This window comes from Pseudomonas sp. ChxA, assembly GCF_030263855.1.
Classification (GTDB): domain Bacteria; phylum Pseudomonadota; class Gammaproteobacteria; order Pseudomonadales; family Pseudomonadaceae; genus Aquipseudomonas; species Aquipseudomonas fluorescens_CB.
The window spans coordinates 1322545-1343828 of sequence record NZ_JARPMK010000002.1 but is presented as its reverse complement, the minus strand read 5'-3'; the positions used below and the strand labels follow the sequence as shown (position 1 = coordinate 1343828).

At 60.9% G+C, this 21284-nt stretch carries 20 protein-coding genes; 8 read left to right on the top strand and 12 right to left on the bottom strand.

Annotation, left to right across the window (positions count from 1 at the left end; genetic code table 11):
- Window positions 1-31: 31 nt before the first annotated feature.
- Together P5706_RS31970 and rep are read right to left on the bottom strand one after the other, a co-directional pair.
- Window positions 32-604, bottom strand: a complete 573-nt coding sequence (locus P5706_RS31970) for a xanthine phosphoribosyltransferase (RefSeq protein WP_003195447.1) — start codon at window positions 602-604, stop codon at window positions 32-34.
- A 58-nt stretch (window positions 605-662) separates the two neighbouring features.
- Window positions 663-2672 carry a DNA helicase Rep gene (rep, locus tag P5706_RS31965; RefSeq protein ID WP_056860818.1) on the bottom strand — a complete coding sequence of 670 codons (2010 nt, stop codon included), beginning with the start codon at window positions 2670-2672 and terminating at the stop codon, window positions 663-665.
- Between the two features lie 256 nt (window positions 2673-2928).
- Here rep and P5706_RS31960 point away from each other — a divergent pair, with 256 nt between their 5' ends.
- Entirely contained in the window at window positions 2929-4593 is a 1665-nt protein-coding gene (locus tag P5706_RS31960) for a putative bifunctional diguanylate cyclase/phosphodiesterase (protein WP_200432386.1), read from the top strand.
- A 445-nt stretch (window positions 4594-5038) separates the two neighbouring features.
- Here the strand turns inward: P5706_RS31960 and P5706_RS31955 are convergent, their stop codons facing one another.
- Entirely contained in the window at window positions 5039-6442 is a 1404-nt protein-coding gene (locus tag P5706_RS31955) for a NorM family multidrug efflux MATE transporter (protein ID WP_285684427.1), read from the bottom strand.
- A gap of 137 nt (window positions 6443-6579) precedes the next feature.
- On the opposite strand from P5706_RS31955, the gene P5706_RS31950 reads away from it, so the two are divergent.
- Window positions 6580-7500: a LysR substrate-binding domain-containing protein gene (locus P5706_RS31950; protein WP_285684425.1), complete on the top strand. Its 921-nt coding sequence runs from the start codon at window positions 6580-6582 to the stop codon at window positions 7498-7500.
- Window positions 7501-7666: 166 nt separating this feature from the next.
- Entirely contained in the window at window positions 7667-9643 is a 1977-nt protein-coding gene (locus P5706_RS31945) for a methyl-accepting chemotaxis protein (RefSeq protein ID WP_285684423.1), read from the top strand.
- Between the two features lie 3 nt (window positions 9644-9646).
- On the opposite strand, the gene P5706_RS31940 is transcribed toward P5706_RS31945, so the two are convergent.
- Window positions 9647-10561 carry an ABC transporter six-transmembrane domain-containing protein gene (locus P5706_RS31940; RefSeq protein ID WP_200432390.1) on the bottom strand — a complete coding sequence of 305 codons (915 nt, stop codon included), beginning with the start codon at window positions 10559-10561 and terminating at the stop codon, window positions 9647-9649.
- Between the two features lie 112 nt (window positions 10562-10673).
- Between P5706_RS31940 and P5706_RS31935 the strand changes: the two genes are divergently transcribed.
- Complete coding sequence (locus tag P5706_RS31935; protein WP_200432391.1) at window positions 10674-11252, top strand: TetR/AcrR family transcriptional regulator; 579 nt, start codon at window positions 10674-10676, stop codon at window positions 11250-11252.
- 91 nt (window positions 11253-11343) lie between these two features.
- On the opposite strand, the gene P5706_RS31930 is transcribed toward P5706_RS31935, so the two are convergent.
- Entirely contained in the window at window positions 11344-12840 is a 1497-nt protein-coding gene (locus P5706_RS31930) for a YifB family Mg chelatase-like AAA ATPase (RefSeq protein ID WP_285684422.1), read from the bottom strand.
- A gap of 199 nt (window positions 12841-13039) precedes the next feature.
- Window positions 13040-13303, bottom strand: coding sequence for an accessory factor UbiK family protein (locus P5706_RS31925; protein ID WP_058421153.1), 264 nt, complete (start codon window positions 13301-13303; stop codon window positions 13040-13042).
- Window positions 13304-13725: 422 nt separating this feature from the next.
- On the opposite strand from P5706_RS31925, the gene glnK reads away from it, so the two are divergent.
- The 4 genes from glnK to sutA all read left to right on the top strand — a co-directional run bounded on the left by glnK (window position 13726) and on the right by sutA (window position 16503).
- On the top strand, window positions 13726-14064 hold the full coding sequence (glnK, locus tag P5706_RS31920) for a P-II family nitrogen regulator (protein ID WP_002555808.1): 339 nt from the start codon (window positions 13726-13728) through the stop codon (window positions 14062-14064).
- Window positions 14065-14099: 35 nt separating this feature from the next.
- Entirely contained in the window at window positions 14100-15440 is a 1341-nt protein-coding gene (locus P5706_RS31915; RefSeq protein ID WP_200433116.1) for an ammonium transporter, read from the top strand.
- Window positions 15441-15649: 209 nt separating this feature from the next.
- A complete protein-coding gene (locus tag P5706_RS31910) occupies window positions 15650-16075 on the top strand; it encodes a secondary thiamine-phosphate synthase enzyme YjbQ (protein WP_056860808.1) in 426 nt (141 codons plus the stop codon).
- Window positions 16076-16176: 101 nt separating this feature from the next.
- Window positions 16177-16503 (top strand): dormancy-specific transcriptional regulator SutA, encoded by a 327-nt coding sequence (gene sutA, locus P5706_RS31905; RefSeq protein WP_017135899.1) that lies wholly within the window; start codon window positions 16177-16179, stop codon window positions 16501-16503.
- 168 nt (window positions 16504-16671) lie between these two features.
- Here the strand turns inward: sutA and P5706_RS31900 are convergent, their stop codons facing one another.
- From P5706_RS31900 to lptM, 6 genes are read right to left on the bottom strand one after another with little or no spacing between them, the layout of a single operon-like run.
- Window positions 16672-17373 carry an HAD family hydrolase gene (locus P5706_RS31900; protein WP_200433114.1) on the bottom strand — a complete coding sequence of 234 codons (702 nt, stop codon included), beginning with the start codon at window positions 17371-17373 and terminating at the stop codon, window positions 16672-16674.
- The gene (xerC, locus tag P5706_RS31895; protein WP_010207453.1) at window positions 17370-18269 is read right to left on the bottom strand and encodes a tyrosine recombinase XerC; all 900 of its coding nucleotides are present in this window, start codon (window positions 18267-18269) and stop codon (window positions 17370-17372) included. The genes P5706_RS31900 and xerC overlap by 4 nt, the downstream gene beginning before the upstream one ends.
- Before the next feature lie 2 nt (window positions 18270-18271).
- Window positions 18272-18988 carry a DUF484 family protein gene (locus P5706_RS31890; RefSeq protein WP_200433112.1) on the bottom strand — a complete coding sequence of 239 codons (717 nt, stop codon included), beginning with the start codon at window positions 18986-18988 and terminating at the stop codon, window positions 18272-18274.
- A gap of 13 nt (window positions 18989-19001) precedes the next feature.
- A complete protein-coding gene (gene dapF / locus P5706_RS31885; RefSeq protein ID WP_285684420.1) occupies window positions 19002-19832 on the bottom strand; it encodes a diaminopimelate epimerase in 831 nt (276 codons plus the stop codon).
- Window positions 19833-19835: 3 nt separating this feature from the next.
- Window positions 19836-21083 (bottom strand): diaminopimelate decarboxylase, encoded by a 1248-nt coding sequence (lysA, locus tag P5706_RS31880; RefSeq protein ID WP_200433110.1) that lies wholly within the window; start codon window positions 21081-21083, stop codon window positions 19836-19838.
- 9 nt (window positions 21084-21092) lie between these two features.
- On the bottom strand, window positions 21093-21260 hold the full coding sequence (lptM, locus tag P5706_RS31875) for an LPS translocon maturation chaperone LptM (RefSeq protein WP_017134995.1): 168 nt from the start codon (window positions 21258-21260) through the stop codon (window positions 21093-21095).
- Window positions 21261-21284: the final 24 nt, after the last annotated feature.

The window sequence follows — 21284 nt, the reverse complement described above, 5'->3', positions numbered from 1 at the left end:
TCCCACATTTTTAATCGAGTTCAGGCAGTGATTACTCGATGAAGGTGACGACGCCACCGGCCAACGACTTCACGCGCGCCAGCGACTCAACCCGATAACCCTGCGCATCCAGCTCCGCGCGGCCGCCCTGGAACGACTTCTCGATCACAATCCCCAAACCGGCAACGGTTGCGCCCGCTTGTTTGATGATCGAGATCAGCGCCTGGGAGGCTTTGCCGTTGGCCAAAAAGTCATCGATCACCAGCACGCGGTCGCTGCTGGTCAGGTGGCGCGGGGAGATGGCCACGGTGCTTTCGGTTTTCTTGGTGAAGGAGTACACCGTTGCCGACAGCAGGTTTTCGGTCAGCGTCAGGGACTGTTGCTTGCGCGCGAAGATCACCGGCACGCCGAGGTTCAGGCCGGTCATGATCGCCGGTGCAATACCCGATGCTTCGATGGTGACGATCTTGGTGATGCCCGAGTCCTTGAACAGCGCGGCGAATTCGTCGCCGATCAACTTCATCAGCGCCGGGTCGATCTGGTGGTTCAAAAAGGCGTCAACCTTGAGGACCTGATCGGAAAGCACGATGCCTTCTTCGCGAATTTTCTTGTGCAGTGCTTCCACGGAAAGCTTCCTCTAATGGCGCGGTGTGCGCCGAAAGTAGATTAAAAAGTAGTCGATTCTAGCGCTTTAACATCGCGCGTATGTCCGCCAAGGCGGTGTTGCCGCGAACGGCCTTCACCTCGGTCGGGGTGTCGTCATTGCCTTCCCAGGCCAGATCGTCCGGTGGCAGTTCATCCAGGAACCGGCTGGGCGCACAATCGATGATCTCGCCGTATTGCTTGCGCTTGGCGGCGAAGGTGAAGGCCAGTGTCTGACGTGCGCGGGTAATGCCCACGTAGGCCAGGCGCCGTTCTTCTTCGATGGTGTCAGCTTCAATGCTGGAGCGGTGCGGGAGGATTTCCTCTTCCATGCCCATGATGAACACGTAAGGGAATTCCAGGCCTTTTGATGCATGCAAGGTCATCATCTGCACACCCTCGGCACCGTCTTCTTCTTCCTGTTGGCGCTCAAGCATGTCGCGCAACACCAGCTTGCCGATGGCGTCTTCGACGGTCATCTCGCCTTCTTCGTCCTTCTCCAGCGTGTTTTTCAACGCTTCGATCAGGAACCAGACGTTGCCCATGCGGTAATCCGCAGCCTTGTCGCTGGAGCTGTTGGTACGCAGCCAGTTTTCATAGTCGATGTCCATGACCATGCTGCGCAGTGCGCTGATCGGGTCTTCGCCGGCGCACTGCTCGCGTACCTTGTCCATGAAGCGCTTGAAGCGCGACAGGCGATCGGTGAAGCGCGTGTCCAGGTGCTCGCCCAGGCCGATTTCGTCGGTGGCGGCATACATCGAGATCTTGCGTTCGGTGGCGTAGTTGCCGAGCTTTTCCAGGGTAGTCGAACCGATTTCCCGACGCGGCACGTTGATCACGCGCAGAAAGGCGTTGTCGTCATCCGGGTTCACGATCAGCCGGAAGTAGGCCATCAGGTCTTTTACTTCCTGGCGTCCGAAAAAGCTGTTGCCGCCTGACAGGCGATACGGCACCTGGTGGTGCTGCAACTTCAGCTCGATCAGCTTGGCCTGGTAGTTGCCGCGATACAGGATCGCGAAATCGCTGTAGGGCCGGTCGGTGCGCAGGTGCAGGCTGAGGATTTCCACGGCCACGCGTTCGGCTTCGGCGTCTTCGTTGCGGCAGCGGATCACGCGGATCTCGTCGCCATGGCCCATCTCACTCCACAGTTGTTTTTCAAACTCGTGGGGGTTGTTGGAGATCAGCACGTTGGCGCAACGCAGGATACGGCTGGTGGAGCGGTAGTTCTGCTCCAGCATCACCACTTTCAGGGATGGGTAGTCATCCTTGAGCAGCATCAGGTTTTCCGGGCGCGCGCCACGCCAGGCGTAGATCGACTGGTCGTCGTCGCCTACCACGGTGAACTGGTTGCGCGTGCCGATGAGCATTTTCACCAGCAGGTATTGGCTGGCGTTGGTGTCCTGGTATTCGTCCACCAGCAGGTAGCGCACCTTGTTCTGCCATTTTTCGAGGATGTCGGCGTGTTCCTCGAACAGCTTTACCGGCAGCAGGATCAGGTCGTCGAAGTCCACCGCGTTGAACGCCTTGAGCGTGCGCTGGTAGTGGGTGTAGACGATGGCGGCGGTCTGCTCCTTGGGGTTGCGCGCGTTTTCCAGGGCTTGGGGCGGCAGGATCAGGTCGTTTTTCCAGGCGCCGATCATGTTCTTGATCTCATCCACGCCGTCGTCGCCTGCGTATTCCTTTTGCATGATGTCAGTCATCAGCGACTTCACATCGGTCTCGTCGAAGATCGAGAAGCCCGGCTTGTAGCCCAGCCGCGCATGCTCCTTGCGGATAATGTTCAAACCCAGGTTGTGGAAGGTACACACCGTGAGGCCACGGCCTTCGCCGCCCTTGAGCAGCGTGCCGACACGCTCTTTCATTTCGCGCGCGGCCTTGTTGGTAAAGGTCATGGCGACGATGTACTGGGCACGGATGCCGCAGTTCTGGATCAGGTGCGCGATCTTGCGGGTGATCACGCTGGTCTTGCCGGAGCCAGCACCGGCGAGCACCAATAGAGGGCCGCCGACGTAGTTCACGGCTTCTTGCTGCCGGGGATTGAGTCGGGACATACAGAAATCAGGGAGTCGTTGTTCAAAAGGGCGGGCATTTTAACAGGCTGGCAAGATTCTGCTGCTTTAGAACGACGGTGTGACGTACCACTCGATCTAAATTTGCCGGTTTTGATACTTTGCCGCAGGATGTGACGGGTAACTGAAGCGAATGTATACCGTTAGCGTATTTGATAACCCTTATCATTGGTGATTATCAGGCCGCGCGTCATAATGCCCGCCGCCAAAAAAATCTTGCAGAGTCTAGGGAGCTAGCTTGTCTACGCCTGTCGAACCCTTGCGTTTGCTGCTACTGGCCGATGAGCCAGCGTGGGCAGCGTTGTTGCGCGAGTGCCTGGCGCCGATGGGCGATGGGGCTGTGCTGGTCAGCGCGCCCAACTGGGACTCGGTGAGTCGTCTGTTCGATGACGACCACAGTGCCGTGTTATTGACCACACCCAGCCTGCAACCCGGCCCAGGCCGTTGCAGCCTGCCGTGCATATTGCTGCTGGAGCAGGAACCGCTGGTTTCACCGCTGGGTGTGAGCGATTGGCTGGTCCTTAATACATTGGATACCGATACATTGCGCCGCTGCCTGCGCCACGTGCGTGAGCGTGGCGTGCTGGAAAACACCCTGCAGCGCCTGGCAGAACAGGACCCGCTGACCGGTATCGCCAACCGCCAGGGTTTCCAGACCTTGCTTGCGGCGCGCCTGGCCGAAAACGAAGGCCGTGGCCTGGCCCTCGGTCATCTGGACCTCGACAACTTCCGTCACGCTAATGATGCCTTGGGCCATCAGGCTGGCGACCGCTTGATCCTGCAAGTGGTCTCGCGACTCAAGAGCCAGCTCGAAGCCGGTGACCAGTTGGCGCGCCTGGGCAGCGACGAATTTGCCCTGCTGATCGACACCCGCCGCGCGCCCCAGCGCGCCGAGTGGATGGCCGAGCGCATTACCGAAGCCATGGCCGAGCCGTATTGGGTGGATGGCGAAAGCCTGCTGATCGGCTGCAGCCTGGGTGTGGCACATGCCCGTGCCCGCGCTGGGGCCGACCCGCTGATGTGGCACGCGCACATCGCCATGCAGCAGGCCAAGAGTACCCAGGGCTGTACCTTTCACATCTTTAACGAACGCATCAACCGCAACGCCCGCAGCCTGGCCGACCTGGAAAGTGAACTGCGCCGCGCCTTGCGCCGCGACGAACTGGAGCTGCATTACCAGCCGCGCCTGGATCTGGACGACGGGCATATCGTCGGCCTGGAAGCCCTGGTGCGTTGGCGCCACGGCGAGCGTGGCCTGTTGCCGCCGAGTGAGTTCGTGCCCTTGGCCGAACAGAGCGGCCTGATTGTGCCGCTGGGCTATTGGGTGATTTCGCGGGCCTTGCGCGACATGCAAGACCTGCGCGAACGCGGCCTACCGCCGTTGCATATGGCGGTCAACCTGTCGTTTCGCCAATTCCAGGACAGCCAGTTGCTTTCGACGTTGAGCCGGCTGATTGCCGAGCGTGGCGTTGAGGCGCAGTGGCTGGAGTTCGAGCTGACCGAAACCGCCGTGATGCGCCGCAGTGATCTGGTCAAGCAGACCATGGACGCCCTTGGCCGCCTGGGTGTGCGGTTTTCCCTGGATGACTTCGGCACCGGTTTTTCCTCGTTCGTGCACCTCAACAGCTTGCCGATTGCCTTGTTGAAGATCGACAAGAGCTTCGTCGGCGGCATGGAAGAGCGCGAAGAAAACCGCAAGCTGGTGCATGCCATGATCAACCTGGCCCACAACCTCAACCTGGAAGTGGTCGCCGAGGGTGTGGAAACACCTGAGCAGCTGGCGCTGTTGCGGTTGTTTGGGTGTGATCAGGCCCAGGGTTACCTGATCAGCAAGCCGTTGCCGTTGCCGGAGTTGGTGGAGTATTTGACGTTCGGCAAGAGCCAGCAGGCTTTGCTGGGCTGATGGTTGTAAACCCCATCAAAAATGTGGGAGCGGGCTTGCCTGCGATGGCGGGTTGTCGGTGTACATATCCGTTGCTGCGGTAACGGCTTCTATTGGTTCCGCTCTTACAGCGGGTCACTTTTGCAAGGACCGGAATGCCGGCCCAGTCAAAAGTAACCAAAAGGTCCTCGCCCCACCACTCGGTGCCTCGCTTAGGCTCGGCATGCCCTCACTCCGGCCATCGTGGTTAACGGGGCGTCTCAGATCAAGATCAAGATCTACAGCACGGCGGCCTGAAAGCCGACCTGAGTGGTTGAATCAAAAGCAAAAGCGGGCCTGCATACACTGAAGAACTGCTTTTCTGTGGGAGCTGGCTTGCCTGCGATGCAGACACCTCGGTACTTCAGGCACACCGAGTTGATGCTATCGCAGGCAAGCCAGCTCCCACCTTGACCGAGTACATTCTCTAGTCTGGTTGCATGGCCGGGAATTGCGTGCGCACTTCAGGCTCCTGGCGAATCATCCGCTTCATCTTCGCCTCAAACGCCCACGTCAGGCTGACGGCCGCGCAGGCCAAGCCCAGCGCCAAACCCCACCAAACACCGGTTGGCCCCCAACCCAGCGTGAACGCCATTAACCAGGCAGACGGCGCGCCGATCAGCCAGTAACACCCGAGCCCGACCAGGAAGGTGGTCTTGGCATCCTTCAGCCCGCGAATACAGCCCATGGCAATGGTCTGCACGCCGTCGAACAACTCAAACCACGCCGCCACGGCCAGCAGGCTGACCGCCAGCACGATGACGTCGTGGAAAGCGGGGTCGTTATGGTCCAGAAACAGCCCTATAAGCGCATCGGAAAACAGCCACAGCACAACGGCAAACCCCAACATCACCAATGCGCCAAAACCGATGCCGACCCGCCCGGCCATGCGCGCCTGCAGCAATTGCCCAGCACCGTAATGCTGACCAATGCGCATGGTGATCGCATACGACATCCCCGCCGGCACCATGAACGCCACCGAGACGATTTGCAGGGCAATCTGATGCGCTGCCAACTGCGTACTGCCCATGGTGCCCATGCACAGCGCCGCGAAGGCAAACAAGCCGACTTCCACCGCATAGGTGCCGCCAATCGGCAGGCCCAGGCGCCACAGTTCACGTAAGTACTGAGTGTTGAGGCGCAACAGGCCCGTGCCGAGCGGGTAGGCCGCGTAAGCGCGGTTGCTGCGGATGTACCACATCAACGCCAGGGCCATGCAGTTGGCGACGATCGCTGTGACCAGGCCAATGCCCATCAAGCCGAGCTTCGGCAGACCGAACATGCCTTCGATCAAGGCATGGTTGAGCAAGTAGTTAATGACGGTGCCGCCCAGGCTGATCACCATTACCGGCGTCGCTTTGCCGATGGCGCTGGTGAAACCGCGCAAGGCCATGAAACTCAGGTAGCCGGGCAGGGCGAACGGCAAGATGGTCAAGAATTGCCCCGCCGCCTGCACGTTGGTTTCGGTCTGGCCGAACATCAGCAGCACGGGCTTGAGATTCCACAACAGCAAGCCGGCCACCAACGCCATCAACCACGCCAACCAAAGACCTGCCTGGGTCAGGCGAGTTGCGCCTTCGATGTCACCGGCGCCATGACGGATGGCGACCAGCGTGCCGACGGCGGCAATCACGCCGATACAGAAGATCGCCACGAACGAATAGCTCGCCGCGCCCAGGCCGCCACCGGCCAGCGCCTCGGGGCTCAGGCGGGCCATCATCAGCGTGTCGGTCAGCACCATCAGCATGTGCGCCAACTGTGAGGCAATCAACGGCCCTGACAGCCGCAGAATGGCCCAGAGTTCAGTACGCACCGGATGTTGCATGATCATCACGCTCAAAAAGTCAGAGGGTTGGGGAAAGGGTTGATTCTCGGCGCTCCTGACGCATTACACAAAAGGATAAAAGCGATCACTCGCATGATTAAAACTCATGCTAGGGTTGGGCATTGCTCTGAGGAGGTTCTTCCATGCCACGCCGTCTGCCTCCGCTGTATGCCTTGCGCGCATTTGAAGCTGCCTCCCGGTACAACTCATTCACGCGTGCGGCGGATGAGCTTTCCATCACGCAAAGTGCGGTCAGCCGGCATATCCGCACGCTCGAAGAGCACTTCGCCTGCCGCCTGTTCCAGCGCAGTGGTCGCAACCTGCAGCTCACCGAAGCGGCACGCCTGCTGTTGCCCGGCGTGCGCGAAGGCTTCGCGGCGCTGGAACGCGCCTGCCACACCCTGAACGCCGAAGACGACATCCTGCGCATGAAGGCGCCGTCGACCCTGACCATGCGCTGGTTGCTGGCGCGGCTCAGTCGCTTTCGCGCCTTGCAGCCGGGCAATGAAGTGCAACTGACCAGCGCATGGATGAGCGTGGATGAAGTGGACTTCAACCAGGAACCCTTCGACTGCGCTGTATTGCTCAGTTACGGGCACTTTCCGGCGGATTGGGAGGCCTGCTACCTGTTTCCCGAATTGCTGATCCCGGTGGGTGCGCCCAACCTGCTCATTGACGGGCCGTGGGACGTCCAACGTCTGGCGAGCGCCGAGCTGCTGCACCCCACACCCGACCGGCGTGACTGGCGCAATTGGCTGGAGCGCATGGGGTTGTCGTCCCAGGTGTCGCTCAAGGGTGGGCAAGTGTTCGATACCTTGGAGTTGGGCATGATCGCCGCCGCGCGGGGCTACGGCGTGTCCATGGGCGATTTGCTGATGGTGGCCGAAGATGTGGCCCAGGGCCGTTTGAGCCTGCCGTGGCCGACGGCGGTGGCCAGTGGGGAAAATTACTATTTGGTATGGCCGAAAACCCGTCCCGGTGGCGAGCGCTTGCGGCGATTGGCGGAGTTTCTTCAAGGCGAAGTCAACGCTATGGAATTGCCCCAGGTTGAACGCCTGGCCTAGATCTTCAGTGCAATCGTTTGCGCGATATCCCTGTGAATCGCTCAAGTGTTGCCCGCGCTTGCCGAAGAAGGTGTGTTGGAACCCCCGTTTCCAGCGTTTCCCACCAGATAATTTGCCGAGCTGCGCTAAGAGATCAGGATGATCCTGGCCTCGGCCAGGAGCTGTCATGTCTCAACCTCGCGCTCGGATCGCCTCTCAGTTAGGCCTCGCCTTGGCCGTTATTTTGGCCGTCGTCATCAGCGGCAGTACGGTTTTTGCCCTGCGTTCCCTCGACTCGGCCAACCTCGACACCCGCGAGGAACACCTGGCCAGCGAGGCACGCTTGCTGGCCGATCAACTCAACACCTTCCACAGCACCTTGCGCGAGAGTACTCAGCGATTGAGCGGGCTGTTTGAAAAGCGCTTTGGCGCCGGGTTGAGTGTGCGCCCGGACCAGCAGGTCGCCGTGGCCGGTGTGCAGACCCCGAGTCTGCTGTTGGGCGATGAGGTGTTGAACAACAACTTCGCTGAGGTGGACGAGTTCAAGCAGATGTCCGGCGGCGTGGCCACGGTATTTGTGCGCAGTGGCGAAGACTTCATCCGCATCAGTACCTCCCTGACTAAACAAGATGGCAATCGCGCCATCGGCACTGTGCTGGATCACCAGCACCCGGCCTACCAGCGCCTTTTGGCCGGGCAGAATTACATCGGGCGTGCGGTGTTGTTCGATCGCTCCTACATGACCCAGTACAGCCCGGTGCGCGATGCCGCCGGCAAGGTGATCGCCGTGCTGTTTATCGGCTTTGATTACACTGATGAGCAAAAGGCCCAGTTCGACAACCTCAAACGCTTCCGTATCGGCCAGACTGGCTCGCTTGCCTTGCTGGACGAACAGAAGCACTGGCTGGTGCCACCGGCGGGCGTGCAAGCGCTGGATCAAGCGGTTCCGGTGATGCTTGATCTGGCCAAGAACCCAGGCAAAGGCCGCTTCTGGAGCGACAAGGACGAAGACTTCTACAGCGTTGCGGTGCCGTTCGAAGGCGGCCCTTGGTCAGTAGTGGCGAGCATGCCGAAGTCCGAAATCCGTGCAGTTACCTGGGCGGTCGGCATTCGCCTGGTGATCGGCAGCGTACTGGCGATGTTGCTGGCGGTCGGTGCGGCGGTGTGGTTGCTGCGCAGCAAATTGCAGCCTTTGAGCGACTTGGTGCGCCAGGCCGAAGCCTTGGGCGCTGGCGATTTGAGCGCACGCTTGAACGTCTCCAGCCATGATGAAATCGGCCAGTTGGCGAGCAGCTTCAACCAGATGGGCGAAGCACTCTCGACCATGGTCTCGCACATTCGCAAAGCGGCCGAAGAGGTCAACAGCCGGGCGCAGGCATTGTCCGGCCTGTCAGGTGGTGCTTATGAGGGCATGGAGCAGCAGTCCGGCGAAATCACCAGCATGGCTGGCGCAGTGGAAGAGTTCAGCGCCACCTCGCTGAACATTGCCGACAACATGGGCAATACCGAGCGACTGGCCCAGGAAAACGCCCAGCAGACGCGTATTGGCCGCAACTCGATGCAAGAGGCGTCGTCGTCGCTGGAGCATATCGCTACCGCCCTGAACAGCACGGCCACGGTGATCAACACCTTGGGCCAGCGCTCCCAGGAAATTGGCGGGATCGTCGGCGTGATCACCTCGATTGCCGAGCAAACCAACCTGCTGGCGCTCAACGCCGCCATCGAGGCGGCGCGGGCCGGTGAACAAGGCCGGGGCTTTGCGGTGGTTGCCGACGAAGTGCGCAACCTGGCCTCGCGCACGCGCCAGGCCACCGACGAAATCTCGGTGATGATCCAGAGCATCCAGCACGAAACCGGCAACGCCATCAGCACCATGGAACACGGTAACGTGTTGATGCAGGAAGGCCTGTCGCGCAACGCCGACGTGGCCTCGGCCCTGGCGCGAATCGACGAGCAAAGCCGTTCGGCCGGCCAGCAATTTGCCGCCATTACCACCGCGACCCAGGAGCAGAGCAGCACGGCCAACGTACTGAGCAGCAACCTGCAAAGCATCGCATTGGCCAACAGCGAACAGCGCGAAGTGGTGTCGAACCTGGCCATTACCGCCAAGGAGCTGGAAACCCTGGCGGCCGGCCTGCGGCATGAGGTCGACCGTTTTCGTTAAGGCTTAATGCTCGCCCAGGCCTGGGTCCACGCGCTTGCCGATGTCCTTGAGGCGCGCCAGTTGGTCGACCATCCCAGGCGCCTCGTCCATGCTGGTGACGAAGGTCCACAGGTAGGTCATGACCGCGTAGATGTGGCCGGCCTTGACCGCCGGCGACAAGGCCAGTTGGCTGATCGCGACCACAAACAGCAGGGCTGCCAGCGTGCCGAGAAACAGGTACGCGGCGGCCTCGCGGTCAGACAGCCAGATGCGCAAGCGTGACAGCACGTGGTAGTGGCGACGCAAGGTCGGTGCGCCGACCTTTTCTACCAAGCCGATTTCTTTCTCCAGGCGATCATTCAGGCGCTCATGCAGTTCCTGGTTGCGCTGGGCAAAGCGTGGTAGCAGCGTCACGCACAGCAACAGGGCGGCCAGGCATGCCAGGCCGACCCAAGGCTCAATCACGATCAGCATCACCGCCGCGCCAATAATCGAGACCAGCGCGGTGGCGATAATCGGCACGTGCTTTTCAAAGAAGTCGACGAATTCGCGCGCAAGTACCACCCGTGCGGCGGACTTCGAGGTGCTGTGGTTCTGCTGGCGCTGGTTGAGAATCACCGGCACCGCAAGGTCGGCGTAGATCCGTGTAAAGGTGCGCGTATCCAGCGCCCGCCGCGCTGCGCCGACCACCCAGAACGCCATGACCACCGCGGCGTAGAACAATGCGCTGGTGGCATCGCCACGGATAATCGAGTCCACCGCAAACCCGGCAAACAGCGGGTAGGCCAGCAGCAGCGCATTTTCCAGCGCCACCAGTGACAGTGTGCAGAACAGTTTTCCGGGGTAAGCCTTGGCAATCGCCTTGAGCGTTTGGCCGGCGGATTGCTGGCCGATTTTCTTGCTTTCTTCAATCAGGATTTGCGGGGTCACGGATGACATGGGTGCACCAAAGGAGTGATAGACGCTATTATTGAGCGACTGCTCAAGTATCCTTGAGCGATCGCTCAAAAAGCAAGCGCCGCTTATCTACCGGCGCCCGAAGGAATTGCCCATGTCGCGTATCGACCGTAAAGACCAGATTATCGCCGCCGCCCTGGAGCTGTTTCGCAGCAAGGGTTTTGCCGATGTGTCCACCCGCGACCTGGCCGAGCATGCCGGCCTCTCGCGCAGCCACGTCTATCACTACTTCAGCGACTGGAACGAACTGCGTCGCGAAGCCTTTGTGCGTTTTGCCAATGAGCAGTTGGATGAAGTGCGCGAGCCTCTGGCAGATGCGCCGCCGCTTGAGGCGCTGGTGGGTTTTTTACGTGACTGCCTGCCGAGCACCGCTGATGCCGGCTGGGCGTTGTGGCTGGATGCCTGGGACGAGGCCATGCACGACCCGCAAATGGCCCAGGCGTATCTGGTGATCAATGCGCAATGGCAAGGCATGCTCGCCGAGGTGATTGAGCGAGGCGTGGCTGAGGGTGTTTTCCGCTGCAACTCGCCACAACGCGCCGCCCGGCAAATCTTCGCGTTGGCGATGGGGTATGCCGATGACCTGATGCTCAAACCGTCTGCGGAGTCGGCCGAGGCAGTACTGGATGAGGTCCTGGAAGTGGCGCGGCTGCTGTTGGGTTTTTCCGCATAAAGTCTCGGTATTTACACCATTTCACTGTGGCAAGCCCGCTCGCCACAAATGCCCACAGCCCACATGCCACAGAATTTGCGTTCATTAAGCGCTAGCCGACTGCCGCAGGCCGGTACTGCAAGGCCTCCGCCAAATGATGCCGGGCGATGTTCTCAACCCGCTCAAGGTCCGCCAGGGTGCGCGCCACCTTGAGCAAACGATGGGCCGCGCGCAGGGACAAGGTCAGTCGTTCGCAGGCGCTTTCCAGCCAGCCTTCATCGGCTTTTGCCAGTTGGCAGTGCTTGCGTAGCCCGGGCAGGTCCAGGAAGGCATTGGCGCAGCCTTGGCGTTTTTGCTGGCGTTCACGGGCCTCGGCGACCTCCGCCGAGGCTGTTGCGGTAGTGTCGCCATCCTGTTGGAGCGGGCTCAGTGCGGTGGCTTCCCGGGCAACAGTGAGGTGCAGGTCGATCCGATCCAGCAACGGCCCCGAGAGCTTGTTGCGGTAGCGCTGAATCTGCTCCGGCGTACACCGACAGCGCCCGCTGGGTTCGCCCAAATAGCCGCAAGGGCAGGGGTTCATCGCGGCCACCAATTGAAAACGTGCCGGAAAACTCACCCGGTCGCGGGCGCGGGAGATCACGATATGCCCGGATTCGAGCGGCTCGCGCAGCACTTCCAGGACCTTGCGATCGAACTCCGGCAGCTCATCCAGAAACAGCACGCCATGATGGGCCAGGGTTATTTCCCCCGGCTGCGGTTTTGACCCGCCGCCCACCAGTGCCGGCCCGGACGCCGAATGGTGCGGCTGGCGAAACGGACGGTGCGGCCAATGGCTCAACGGCGCCAGGCTGACCACTGACTGAATGGCCGCCACTTCCAGGGCTTCCTGCTCACTCAAGGGCGGCAGCAAGCCCGGCAAGCGGCTGGCGAGCAAGGTCTTGCCGGTGCCGGGTGGCCCGCTGAACAGCAGGTTGTGCGCGCCCGCCGCCGCAATCAGCAGCGCGCGTTTGGCGGCCAGTTGGCCTTGCACCTCACTCAAGTCCGGGTAGGGCTTGTTCAAGTACAGCAAACCATCAGATTTATATGGCTCAATCGGCACAACCCCATTCAGGTGCGCCACCACTTGCAGCAAGTGGTCCACTGCAATCACTTTGAGCCCCGAGGCCAGGCACGCCTCCTCGGCATTTGCCCTGGGCACTATCACGGTGCGCCCGGCCTTGCGTGCGGCCAGCGCGGCCGGCAGCACACCTTTGACCGCTCGCACCTCACCGGACAGGGCCAGTTCCCCCAGGCATTCCACGTCATCGAGCATCAACGCCGGCACCTGCACGCTGGCGGCCAGGATGCCCAGGGCAATCGCCAAATCAAAACGCCCGCCATCCTTGGGCAGGTCGGCGGGCGCCAGGTTGAGGGTGATACGACGGGCCGGGTATTGCAGGGCGGAGTTGAGGATGGCGCTGCGCACGCGGTCCTTGCTTTCCTTGACGGCGGTTTCCGGCAGGCCCACCAAGGTCAGCGAGGGAAGACCATTGGCCATATGCACTTCGACGGTAACGGTGGGGGCTTCTACGCCAATTTGGGCACGGCTGTGGACGATGGCGAGGGACATGCTCGTTCCTTGAGTGGGAGGCCGCTTCCTGCGGGTTTTTCAAGGGTAGACGAGGTGGGGAGGAGCGAGATGAGGGAGTGTTTACAGAACGTATCCAAACAGCGACGCAAAAACACCTGTGGGAGCTGGCTTGCCTGCGATAGCGCCAGTGAATCCAACACCGCTATCGCAGGCAAGTCAGCTCCCACATGGGCCGGGTTTATTCAGCAGCGGGTGGCGTCAACCGCGCTTCCAACTCCGCCACCTTCGCTTCCAGACTCTCCAACCGCGCACGGGTGCGGGCCAGCACGACCATCTGGCTGTCAAACTCTTCCCGGCTCACCAGGTCGAGCTTGCTGAAGCCGCTTTGCAGCAGGGCCTTGAACTGGCTTTCGATTTCGTTGCGGGGCAGCGGGGTTTCGCCGCTGAACAGGCGAGAGGCGTGGCCGCTCAGTGCGTCGAGGAGGTCTTTGGGCGCGAGCATGGGAAATATTCCGGAAAACTGTTGGCCGGCAGTGTATCACGCAGCGTCTATAGTCTTTTTCACGGCCGCGAGCGCACGCTTTTCGCGCAGGGGGCCGGGCGGCTACGCACTGTTTTTGTGCGCATTGGCGCCGCCAAAACGCCCCGCAGGTGGGCATAAGTGGGCAAAGGACTGATTTCAGTGATTTTTACGGAGCTGGCAAGGTTTCTGCTTAGACGATCATGACCCATGCACTGATGCAGTCGCTGTGACGAATGCAGTGCGCCGACGGATCAGGGGTACAGGTTTCGTCACCAGTGGTTCGCTGGCGTCGCAACGGTAAATGCCGAGGCGACGACGCGTTACAAAGCCAGGCACTGCGCTTAGACTTGAGACGGGTTTGTTTTCCTGGGGCAAGTCCACCAATTCGGGAGAGAGTTTTCATGAAGCTAGTCACTGCCATCATCAAGCCGTTCAAGTTGGACGATGTACGCGAGTCACTGTCCGAGATCGGCGTGCAGGGCATTACCGTTACTGAGGTCAAAGGCTTCGGTCGGCAGAAGGGTCACACCGAGCTGTATCGCGGCGCGGAATACGTGGTCGATTTCCTGCCAAAGGTGAAGATTGATGTCGCCATTGACGACAAGGATCTTGACCGGGTTATCGAGGCGATAACCAAGGCGGCCAACACCGGCAAGATCGGTGACGGCAAGATCTTTGTGGTCAATCTGGAACAGGCTATTCGCATCCGTACCGGCGAAACCGATACCGACGCAATCTAAGCCGCCAAACCCCCAACGCCCCAGGAGAAAACAATATGACTCTGCGTAAATTCGCAGGGCTAGGAGCCCTGTTGTCCCTCGTAATGCCGGCCTTGGCATTGGCGGCGGACCCAGCCCCTGCTCCAGTCCTCAATTCCGGCGACACGGCGTGGATGCTTACATCCACCGCGCTGGTACTGTTCATGACCATTCCGGGCCTGGCGCTGTTCTACGGCGGCATGGTGCGCTCCAAAAACATTCTTTCCGTGATGATGCAGTGCTTCGCCATCACCGGTCTGATCACCATCTTGTGGTTCGTTTACGGCTACAGCATGGCGTTCGACACCACCGGTATGGAAGCAGGCGTCGTCAACCTCAACTCGTTCGTGGGCGGCCTGTCCAAATTGTTCCTGTCGGGCGTAACCCCGGCGAGCATTACCGGCCCTGCGGCGTTGTTCCCTGAGGCGGTGTTCGTCACCTTCCAGATGACCTTCGCGATCATTACCCCTGCGCTGATCGTCGGTGCGTTCGCCGAGCGTATGAAGTTCTCCGCGATGCTGATCTTCATGGGCGTCTGGTTCACCCTGGTCTACGCGCCGATTGCCCACATGGTGTGGGGCGGTCCGGGCTCGTTGCTGGGCGACTGGGGCGTGCTGGACTTCGCTGGCGGCACCGTGGTGCACATCAACGCCGGTGTGGCTGGCCTGGTGGCGTGCCTGGTACTTGGCAAGCGTAAAGGCTTCCCGACCACGCCGATGGCGCCGCACAACCTGGGTTACACCCTGGTCGGTGCAGCCATGCTGTGGGTTGGCTGGTTCGGCTTCAACGCCGGCTCTGCGGCGGCGGCCAACGGCACTGCCGGTATGGCGATGCTGGTGACTCAAATTGCTACCGCTGCTGCTGCATTGGGCTGGATGTTCGCCGAGTGGGTCACCCACGGTAAGCCAAGCGCCCTGGGCATTGCCTCGGGCGTAGTCGCCGGCCTGGTTGCAATCACCCCGGCTGCCGGCACTGTTGGCCCGATGGGCGCGCTGATCATCGGCCTGGCGGCAGGCGTGGTGTGTTTCTTCTGCGCCACTACCCTGAAACGCAAACTGGGCTACGACGACTCCCTGGACGCCTTCGGCGTGCACGGTATCGGCGGTATCCTCGGCGCGATCCTTACCGGCGTGTTCGCTGCACCTTCGCTGGGCGGCTTCAACGCGGCTACCACTGATATCGCGGCGCAAGTCTGGATCCAGTGCAAAGGCGTGGGCTTTACCGTGATCTACACGGCTATCGTGACCTTCATCATCCTCAAGGTGCTGGACATGGTGATGGGCCTGCGGGTGACCGACGAAGAAGAGGCGGTGGGCCTCGATCTGGCGCAACACAACGAACGCGGCTACAACTTGTAAGTACGCGAAAAAAAGATGCCCGGCTTGCCGGGCATTTTTTTGTCTGAGGTTTGTCTGTGGCTAAAGGCGGATGGGTTTTTTGCCGAGTTTGTGATGGGATCCACACGGCACTTTTGAGGGTGCGAAAGTCTTACATGCATGTAGGCGTATTCGACACTTTGTTTTTTCCCAGACCGCGCTAGAATGCGCGCCGATGGGCGGAGAACTGTATGTGGCAACAGACCCTGATTACCCTGCGGGCCAAGCCCCGGGGCTTTCACCTGGTAACGGATGAGTTGCTTGCCGGCCTGCCTGAATTGAAGGCGTGCCGCGTAGGCCTGTTGCATTTGTGGCTGCAGCACACCTCGGCCTCGTTGACCATCAACGAGAATGCCGACCCGGCGGTTCGCCGTGACTTCGAGCGTTTTTTCAACTCGCTGGTGCCGCAAGGGCGTGCAGGGTTCGAACATAACGACGAAGGTCCGGATGATCTGCCGGCGCATTTCAAGGCCAGTCTGCTGGGCTGCCAGCTGAGTTTGCCGGTCAAGGCCGGCCGCTTGGCGATAGGGACTTGGCAAGGTGTTTATCTGGGCGAGCACCGAGATCATGGCGGTGCTCGTAAAGTCCTCGCCACGTTGCACGGTGACGGGGCATAAGCCACTGGAAACCCAGTGGATGTGATTTTTTTCCGGCGGCCTCGACAGAGGATGAAGCTGGGCTATAACTAATCTGCTTTTCGCAAGTCATGAGGTAGAACATGAGCGACGATGATCTGGAAAACGACGACCTTGAAGTAGGTGACGACGACGAGGCCGAAGAAGGCCTTGAAGCGGCAGCTGAAGACGTTGCTGACGACGACGGTGGCGATGATGCACCCGCCCCGGCAGCCAAAGGCAAAGCCAAGGCCGCTGTCTCGGTAGACGAACTGCCGAGCGTTGAAGCCAAGAACAAAGAGCGCGATGCGCTGGCCCGTGCGATGGAAGAATTCCTCGCTAAAGGCGGCAAAGTGCAGGAAGTCGAGGCCAACGTGGTGGCAGACCCACCGAAGAAGCCGGATAACAAGTACGGCAGCCGACCTATCTGAGGTCAGCAGCCCGCTTGTAAGAAAAAGCCCGCCGTCGCTGCGGGCTTTTTCATGCCTGAAACAAATTCTTAAAATTCATTGCATAGCCCTGTGGGAGCTGGCTTGCCTGCGATAGCGGTGGGTCAGACAGACCGCTATCGCAGGCAAGCCAGCTCCCACTTTGAATCTTCAGCGTGACTGCCAGCTGCGCAGCAGTTCCGGCAACTCCGTCAGGTTGCGAATCTCGGCATCCGGCTGCTTATCCGCTTCCCACGCCTTGCCCGTCGGGTTGAACCACACTGCGCGAAGCCCGGCCTGCTGAGCCCCGGCGATGTCATCGCCAGGATGATCGCCAATATGCACGGCCTGACTTGCATCCACGCCACCGCGTTGCAAGGCTTCCTGAAACAGCCGTGCATCCGGTTTGGCGATGCCGATATCCTCGGCGCGCAGGGCAAAGTGGAAGTAATCCGCCAGCCCCACGCGTTGCACATCGGCGTTGCCGTTGGTGATCACACCCAGCAGGAAGTGCTGGCGCAGCGCCTGCAGCATGGGCTCCGCTTCCGGGAACGGGGTGAGCTGGTGACGGGCGTGAATAAACGCCTCGTAGCACACATCCGCCATCTGCGTGGCCTCTGGCTGTGGGTAACCGGCCTCTTCAAACGCGTGCATCAGGACCTTATGGCGCAGGATGCTGATGCGATATTTAAGCTCTGGATGGCGCTCCAACACCTGTTGGCGAAGGCTGGCGAAATGCTCCAGAGGCAAGTCGCCAACCTTGGAGGCGTTAACCGCCAGCCATTCGCGCATCGACGCCTCGGCGTTGATGATGACGGGTACGTTGTCCCAGAGCGTGTCGTCCAGGTCGAAGGTGATCAGCTTGATACTCATGAGTCGCCGCCCTTGATGCGTTTGGCCCGTGGATGGGCGCTGTCGTATACCGTCGCCAGGTGCTGGAAGTCGAGGTGGGTATAGATCTGCGTGGTCTTGATATCGGAGTGGCCGAGCAGCTCCTGCACGGCGCGCAGGTCCTGGGACGACTCCAGCATATGGCTGGCAAAAGAATGTCGCAGCATGTGTGGGTGCAGGTTTTGCCCTAGCTCGCGCTCGCCGGCAGCCTTGACCCGCACCTGAATCGCCCGTGGCCCCAGGCGTCGGCCTTGCTGGCTGACAAACACCGCATCGTCCGCCGGGTTGGTCAACAGGCGCAGCGGCAACCACAGCTGCAAGGCTTCGCGGGCCTTCCTGCCCACCGGCAGCACACGGGTTTTGCTGCCTTTGCCGAGCACTTGCACGAGGCCGTCCGCCAGGTCCAATTGATCCAGATTCAGGCCGGTCAGCTCCGACAGGCGCAGGCCTGAGGAATAGAACAGCTCCAGAATCGCCTGGTCACGATGGGCCAGGAAGTCGTCCTCAACGGCGCCGTCCAGCAATTGCAGGGCGCGGTCGGTGTCGAGAGTCTTGGGCAGGCGCCGCTCGCCCTTGGGCGGCGACAGGCCATTGGCCGGGTCGTGGTCGCACAGGCCTTCGCGGTTGAGGTAGTGATAGAGGCCGCGTACCGCCGAGAGCAGGCGCGACAGGCTGCGCGAAGACTGGCCCGCCTGGTGCAGGCGCGCGATCAGGCTGCGCAGGCTCTGGATATCCAGGGCCTTCCAGCTGCTGATCTGTTGTTTTTCGCAGTACGCCAGGACCTTGTTCAAGTCCCGTCGATAGGCTTCCAGTGTATGGGGCGACACCTGGCGCTCGTTGCGCAAGTGAGCGCAATAAGCGTCCAGTTGCCGTTCCATGGCTAGCGCACCGCGCGCAGGGCGGTGGTGAAACGCGGCAGGACGCAGCTCAGCACTTCGGCGATGTACGTCAAAAACAGTGTGCCCACCGAGCTTTTGTAGTGCCCAGGATCACGGCTGGCAATCGCCAACACGCCGTGCAGGCCTTGATGGCTGAGGGCGACCACAGCGGTGGAGCCGATTTGTTTGCGCTGTTCGGCGCCAAACAGGAAGTCCAACTCGTGTTCACGCAAAGTGCCGCTGATGGTCTTGCCTTCCGAGAGCAGCCCGCCGATTGCGGTCTGCGCTTCGCTGCCGCTGACCCAGCGACCCACCGGCATCGGGTTGTCGCTGAACAAAATCAGGCTGACAAACGGCACCTGGAAGTCCTGGCGCAGGCTGTCTTCCACGGCGATCACCGTTTCTTCCAGGCTGTTGGCGTCCATCAGGGTCAGAATCAGGCGGCGGGTCTTGTCGAACAAGCGGTCGTTGTCGCGGGCCACATCCATCAGGTGGGAAAGCCGATGGCGCATCTCGATATTGCGCTCGCGCAGGATCTTCATCTGCCGCTCTACCAGCGACACGGTATCGCCACGCTGGTGGGGGATGCGCAGGGCGGGCAGCAGTTCTTCGTGTTCGACGAAGAAGTCCGGATTAGCCTCAAGGTACGCCGCGACAGCAGCGGCCTCCAGACTTTCGCTTGGGGTTGCTTGGGCGGGTACTTGAGGCTTATCGGTCATTAGCTTGGCTCACTCATAGACGGACCTGTCCTTCGTATACACGCGAGGCCGGCCCGGTCATCAGCACCGGGTGGCCAGGCCCTGCCCATTCGATGGACAAGCGTCCACCAGGCAGGTCGATCAATAGGGGCGAATCCATCCACCCCTGGCTGATCGCGGCGACGGCTGCGGCGCAAGCACCGGTGCCGCACGCCTGGGTTTCGCCGGCGCCGCGCTCCCATACACGCAGTTGCGCGCGGGTACGGTCGATCACCTGCAAAAAGCCCACATTGACCCGTGCCGGAAAGCGCGGGTGATGCTCGATCTTCGGCCCCAGGTCATGCACCGGGGCGTTATTGATGTCGTTGACCCGCAGTACGGCATGGGGGTTGCCCATGGAGACGGCAGCGATGTCGACGATTTTGCCTTCTACATCCAGAGCGTAACTGGCGGCCTGCTCGGTGGCCTGAAACGGAATATCCGCCGGCACCAGGCGTGGCGCGCCCATGTTGACGCTGATCTGGCCGTCGCTGCGAATATCCAGTTCGATCACGCCGCTCTTGGTTTCGACGCGAATCTGGCGCTTGGCGGTCAGGCGCTTGTCCAGCACAAAGCGCGCAAAGCAACGCGCACCGTTGCCGCACTGTTCCACTTCGGAACCGTCGGAGTTGAAGATCCGGTAACGGAAATCCACCTCTGGGTTACTCGGCGCCTCGACGATCAGCAATTGGTCGAAACCGATGCCGGTGTGGCGGTCGCCCCACTGTTTAGCGTGCTTGGGCAGGATATGCGCGTGCTGGCTGACCAGGTCAAGGACCATGAAATCATTACCCAGCCCGTGCATCTTGGTAAAACGCAGCAGCATGGCTTACTCCGGCAGCAGGCTTTCGCCAGCATACAACTCGGCTACCGTCTCGCGGCGACGCACTTCAAACGCTTGATCACCGTCCACCAGCACCTCGGCGGCACGGCCGCGGGTGTTGTAGTTGGAACTCATGACAAACCCGTAGGCACCGGCCGAATGCACGGCCAGCAGGTCACCTTCTTCCAGGGCCAGCTGACGGTCCTTGGCCAGGAAATCGCCGGTCTCGCAGATCGGGCCGACGATATCGTAGGCGCGGCCTTCGCCCTCGCGTGGGGTTACGGCAGTGACGTCCATCCAGGCCTGGTACAGCGCCGGGCGGATCAGGTCGTTCATGGCCGCATCGACGATGGCGAAATCCTTGTGCTCGGTGTGCTTGAGGTACTCGACCTGGGTCAGCAGCACGCTGGCGTTGGCGACGATATAACGGCCCGGCTCGAACATCAGGGTCAGGCCGCGGCCTTCGGTGCGCTCGCGCACAGCCTTGATGTAATCGGCGATCAGCGGCGGTTCTTCATCGCGATAACGCACACCCACGCCGCCACCAAGGTCGATGTGCTGCAGGTAAATACCGCACTCGCCAAGGCGTTCGGTCAGTGCCAGCAGGCGGTCGAGCGCATCGAGGAACGGCGGCAGGGTGGTCAGTTGCGAGCCGATATGGCAGTCGACACCCAGCACTTCCAGGTTCGGCAGCTGTGCGGCCCGGATGTACACGTCCTCGGCGTCGGCAATGGCGATGCCGAACTTGTTCTCTTTGAGACCGGTGGAGATATACGGGTGCGTGCCGGCATCGACGTCCGGGTTGACGCGCAGGGAGATCGGCGCGCGAACGCCCATCTCGGCGGCGACCACTTGCAGGCGCTCCAGCTCGTCGGTGGATTCGACGTTGAAGCAATGCACGCCGACTTCGAGGGCGCGGCGCATGTCTTCACGGCTTTTGCCGACACCGGAGAAGACAATTTTGTCAGCCGTGCCGCCGGCAGCCAGAACACGTTCCAGCTCGCCACGGGAAACGATGTCAAAACCAGCGCCAAGACGCGCCAGGACATTCAGTACACCCAGGTTGGAGTTGGCCTTGACCGCGTAGCACACCCTGTGTGGAACGCCTTCCAGTGGGTCAGTGAACGAGCGGTATTGGGCTTCGATGTGCGCACGCGAGTACACATAGGTCGGGGTGCCAAACTGCTCGGCAATCGCGGACAGCGCCACGCCTTCCGCGAACAGCTCGCCGTCCCGGTAGTTAAAAGCGTCCATGATGTTCCCTTAGTAAGTGTCGTGCTTATGCGCTTTTGCAGCTTTTTGCGACGACTGTGCCTGGTCGTTCGGGTCTTTGCTGTCATCGGGCAGGTACAGCGGGCCTTTTTGACCACAGGCACTAACGAGGCAAGCGACCGCGACGAGCGCAGCAAGGGAAGAGATCAGGCGCTTCATGGCGAAATCCTTGAATATGCATTA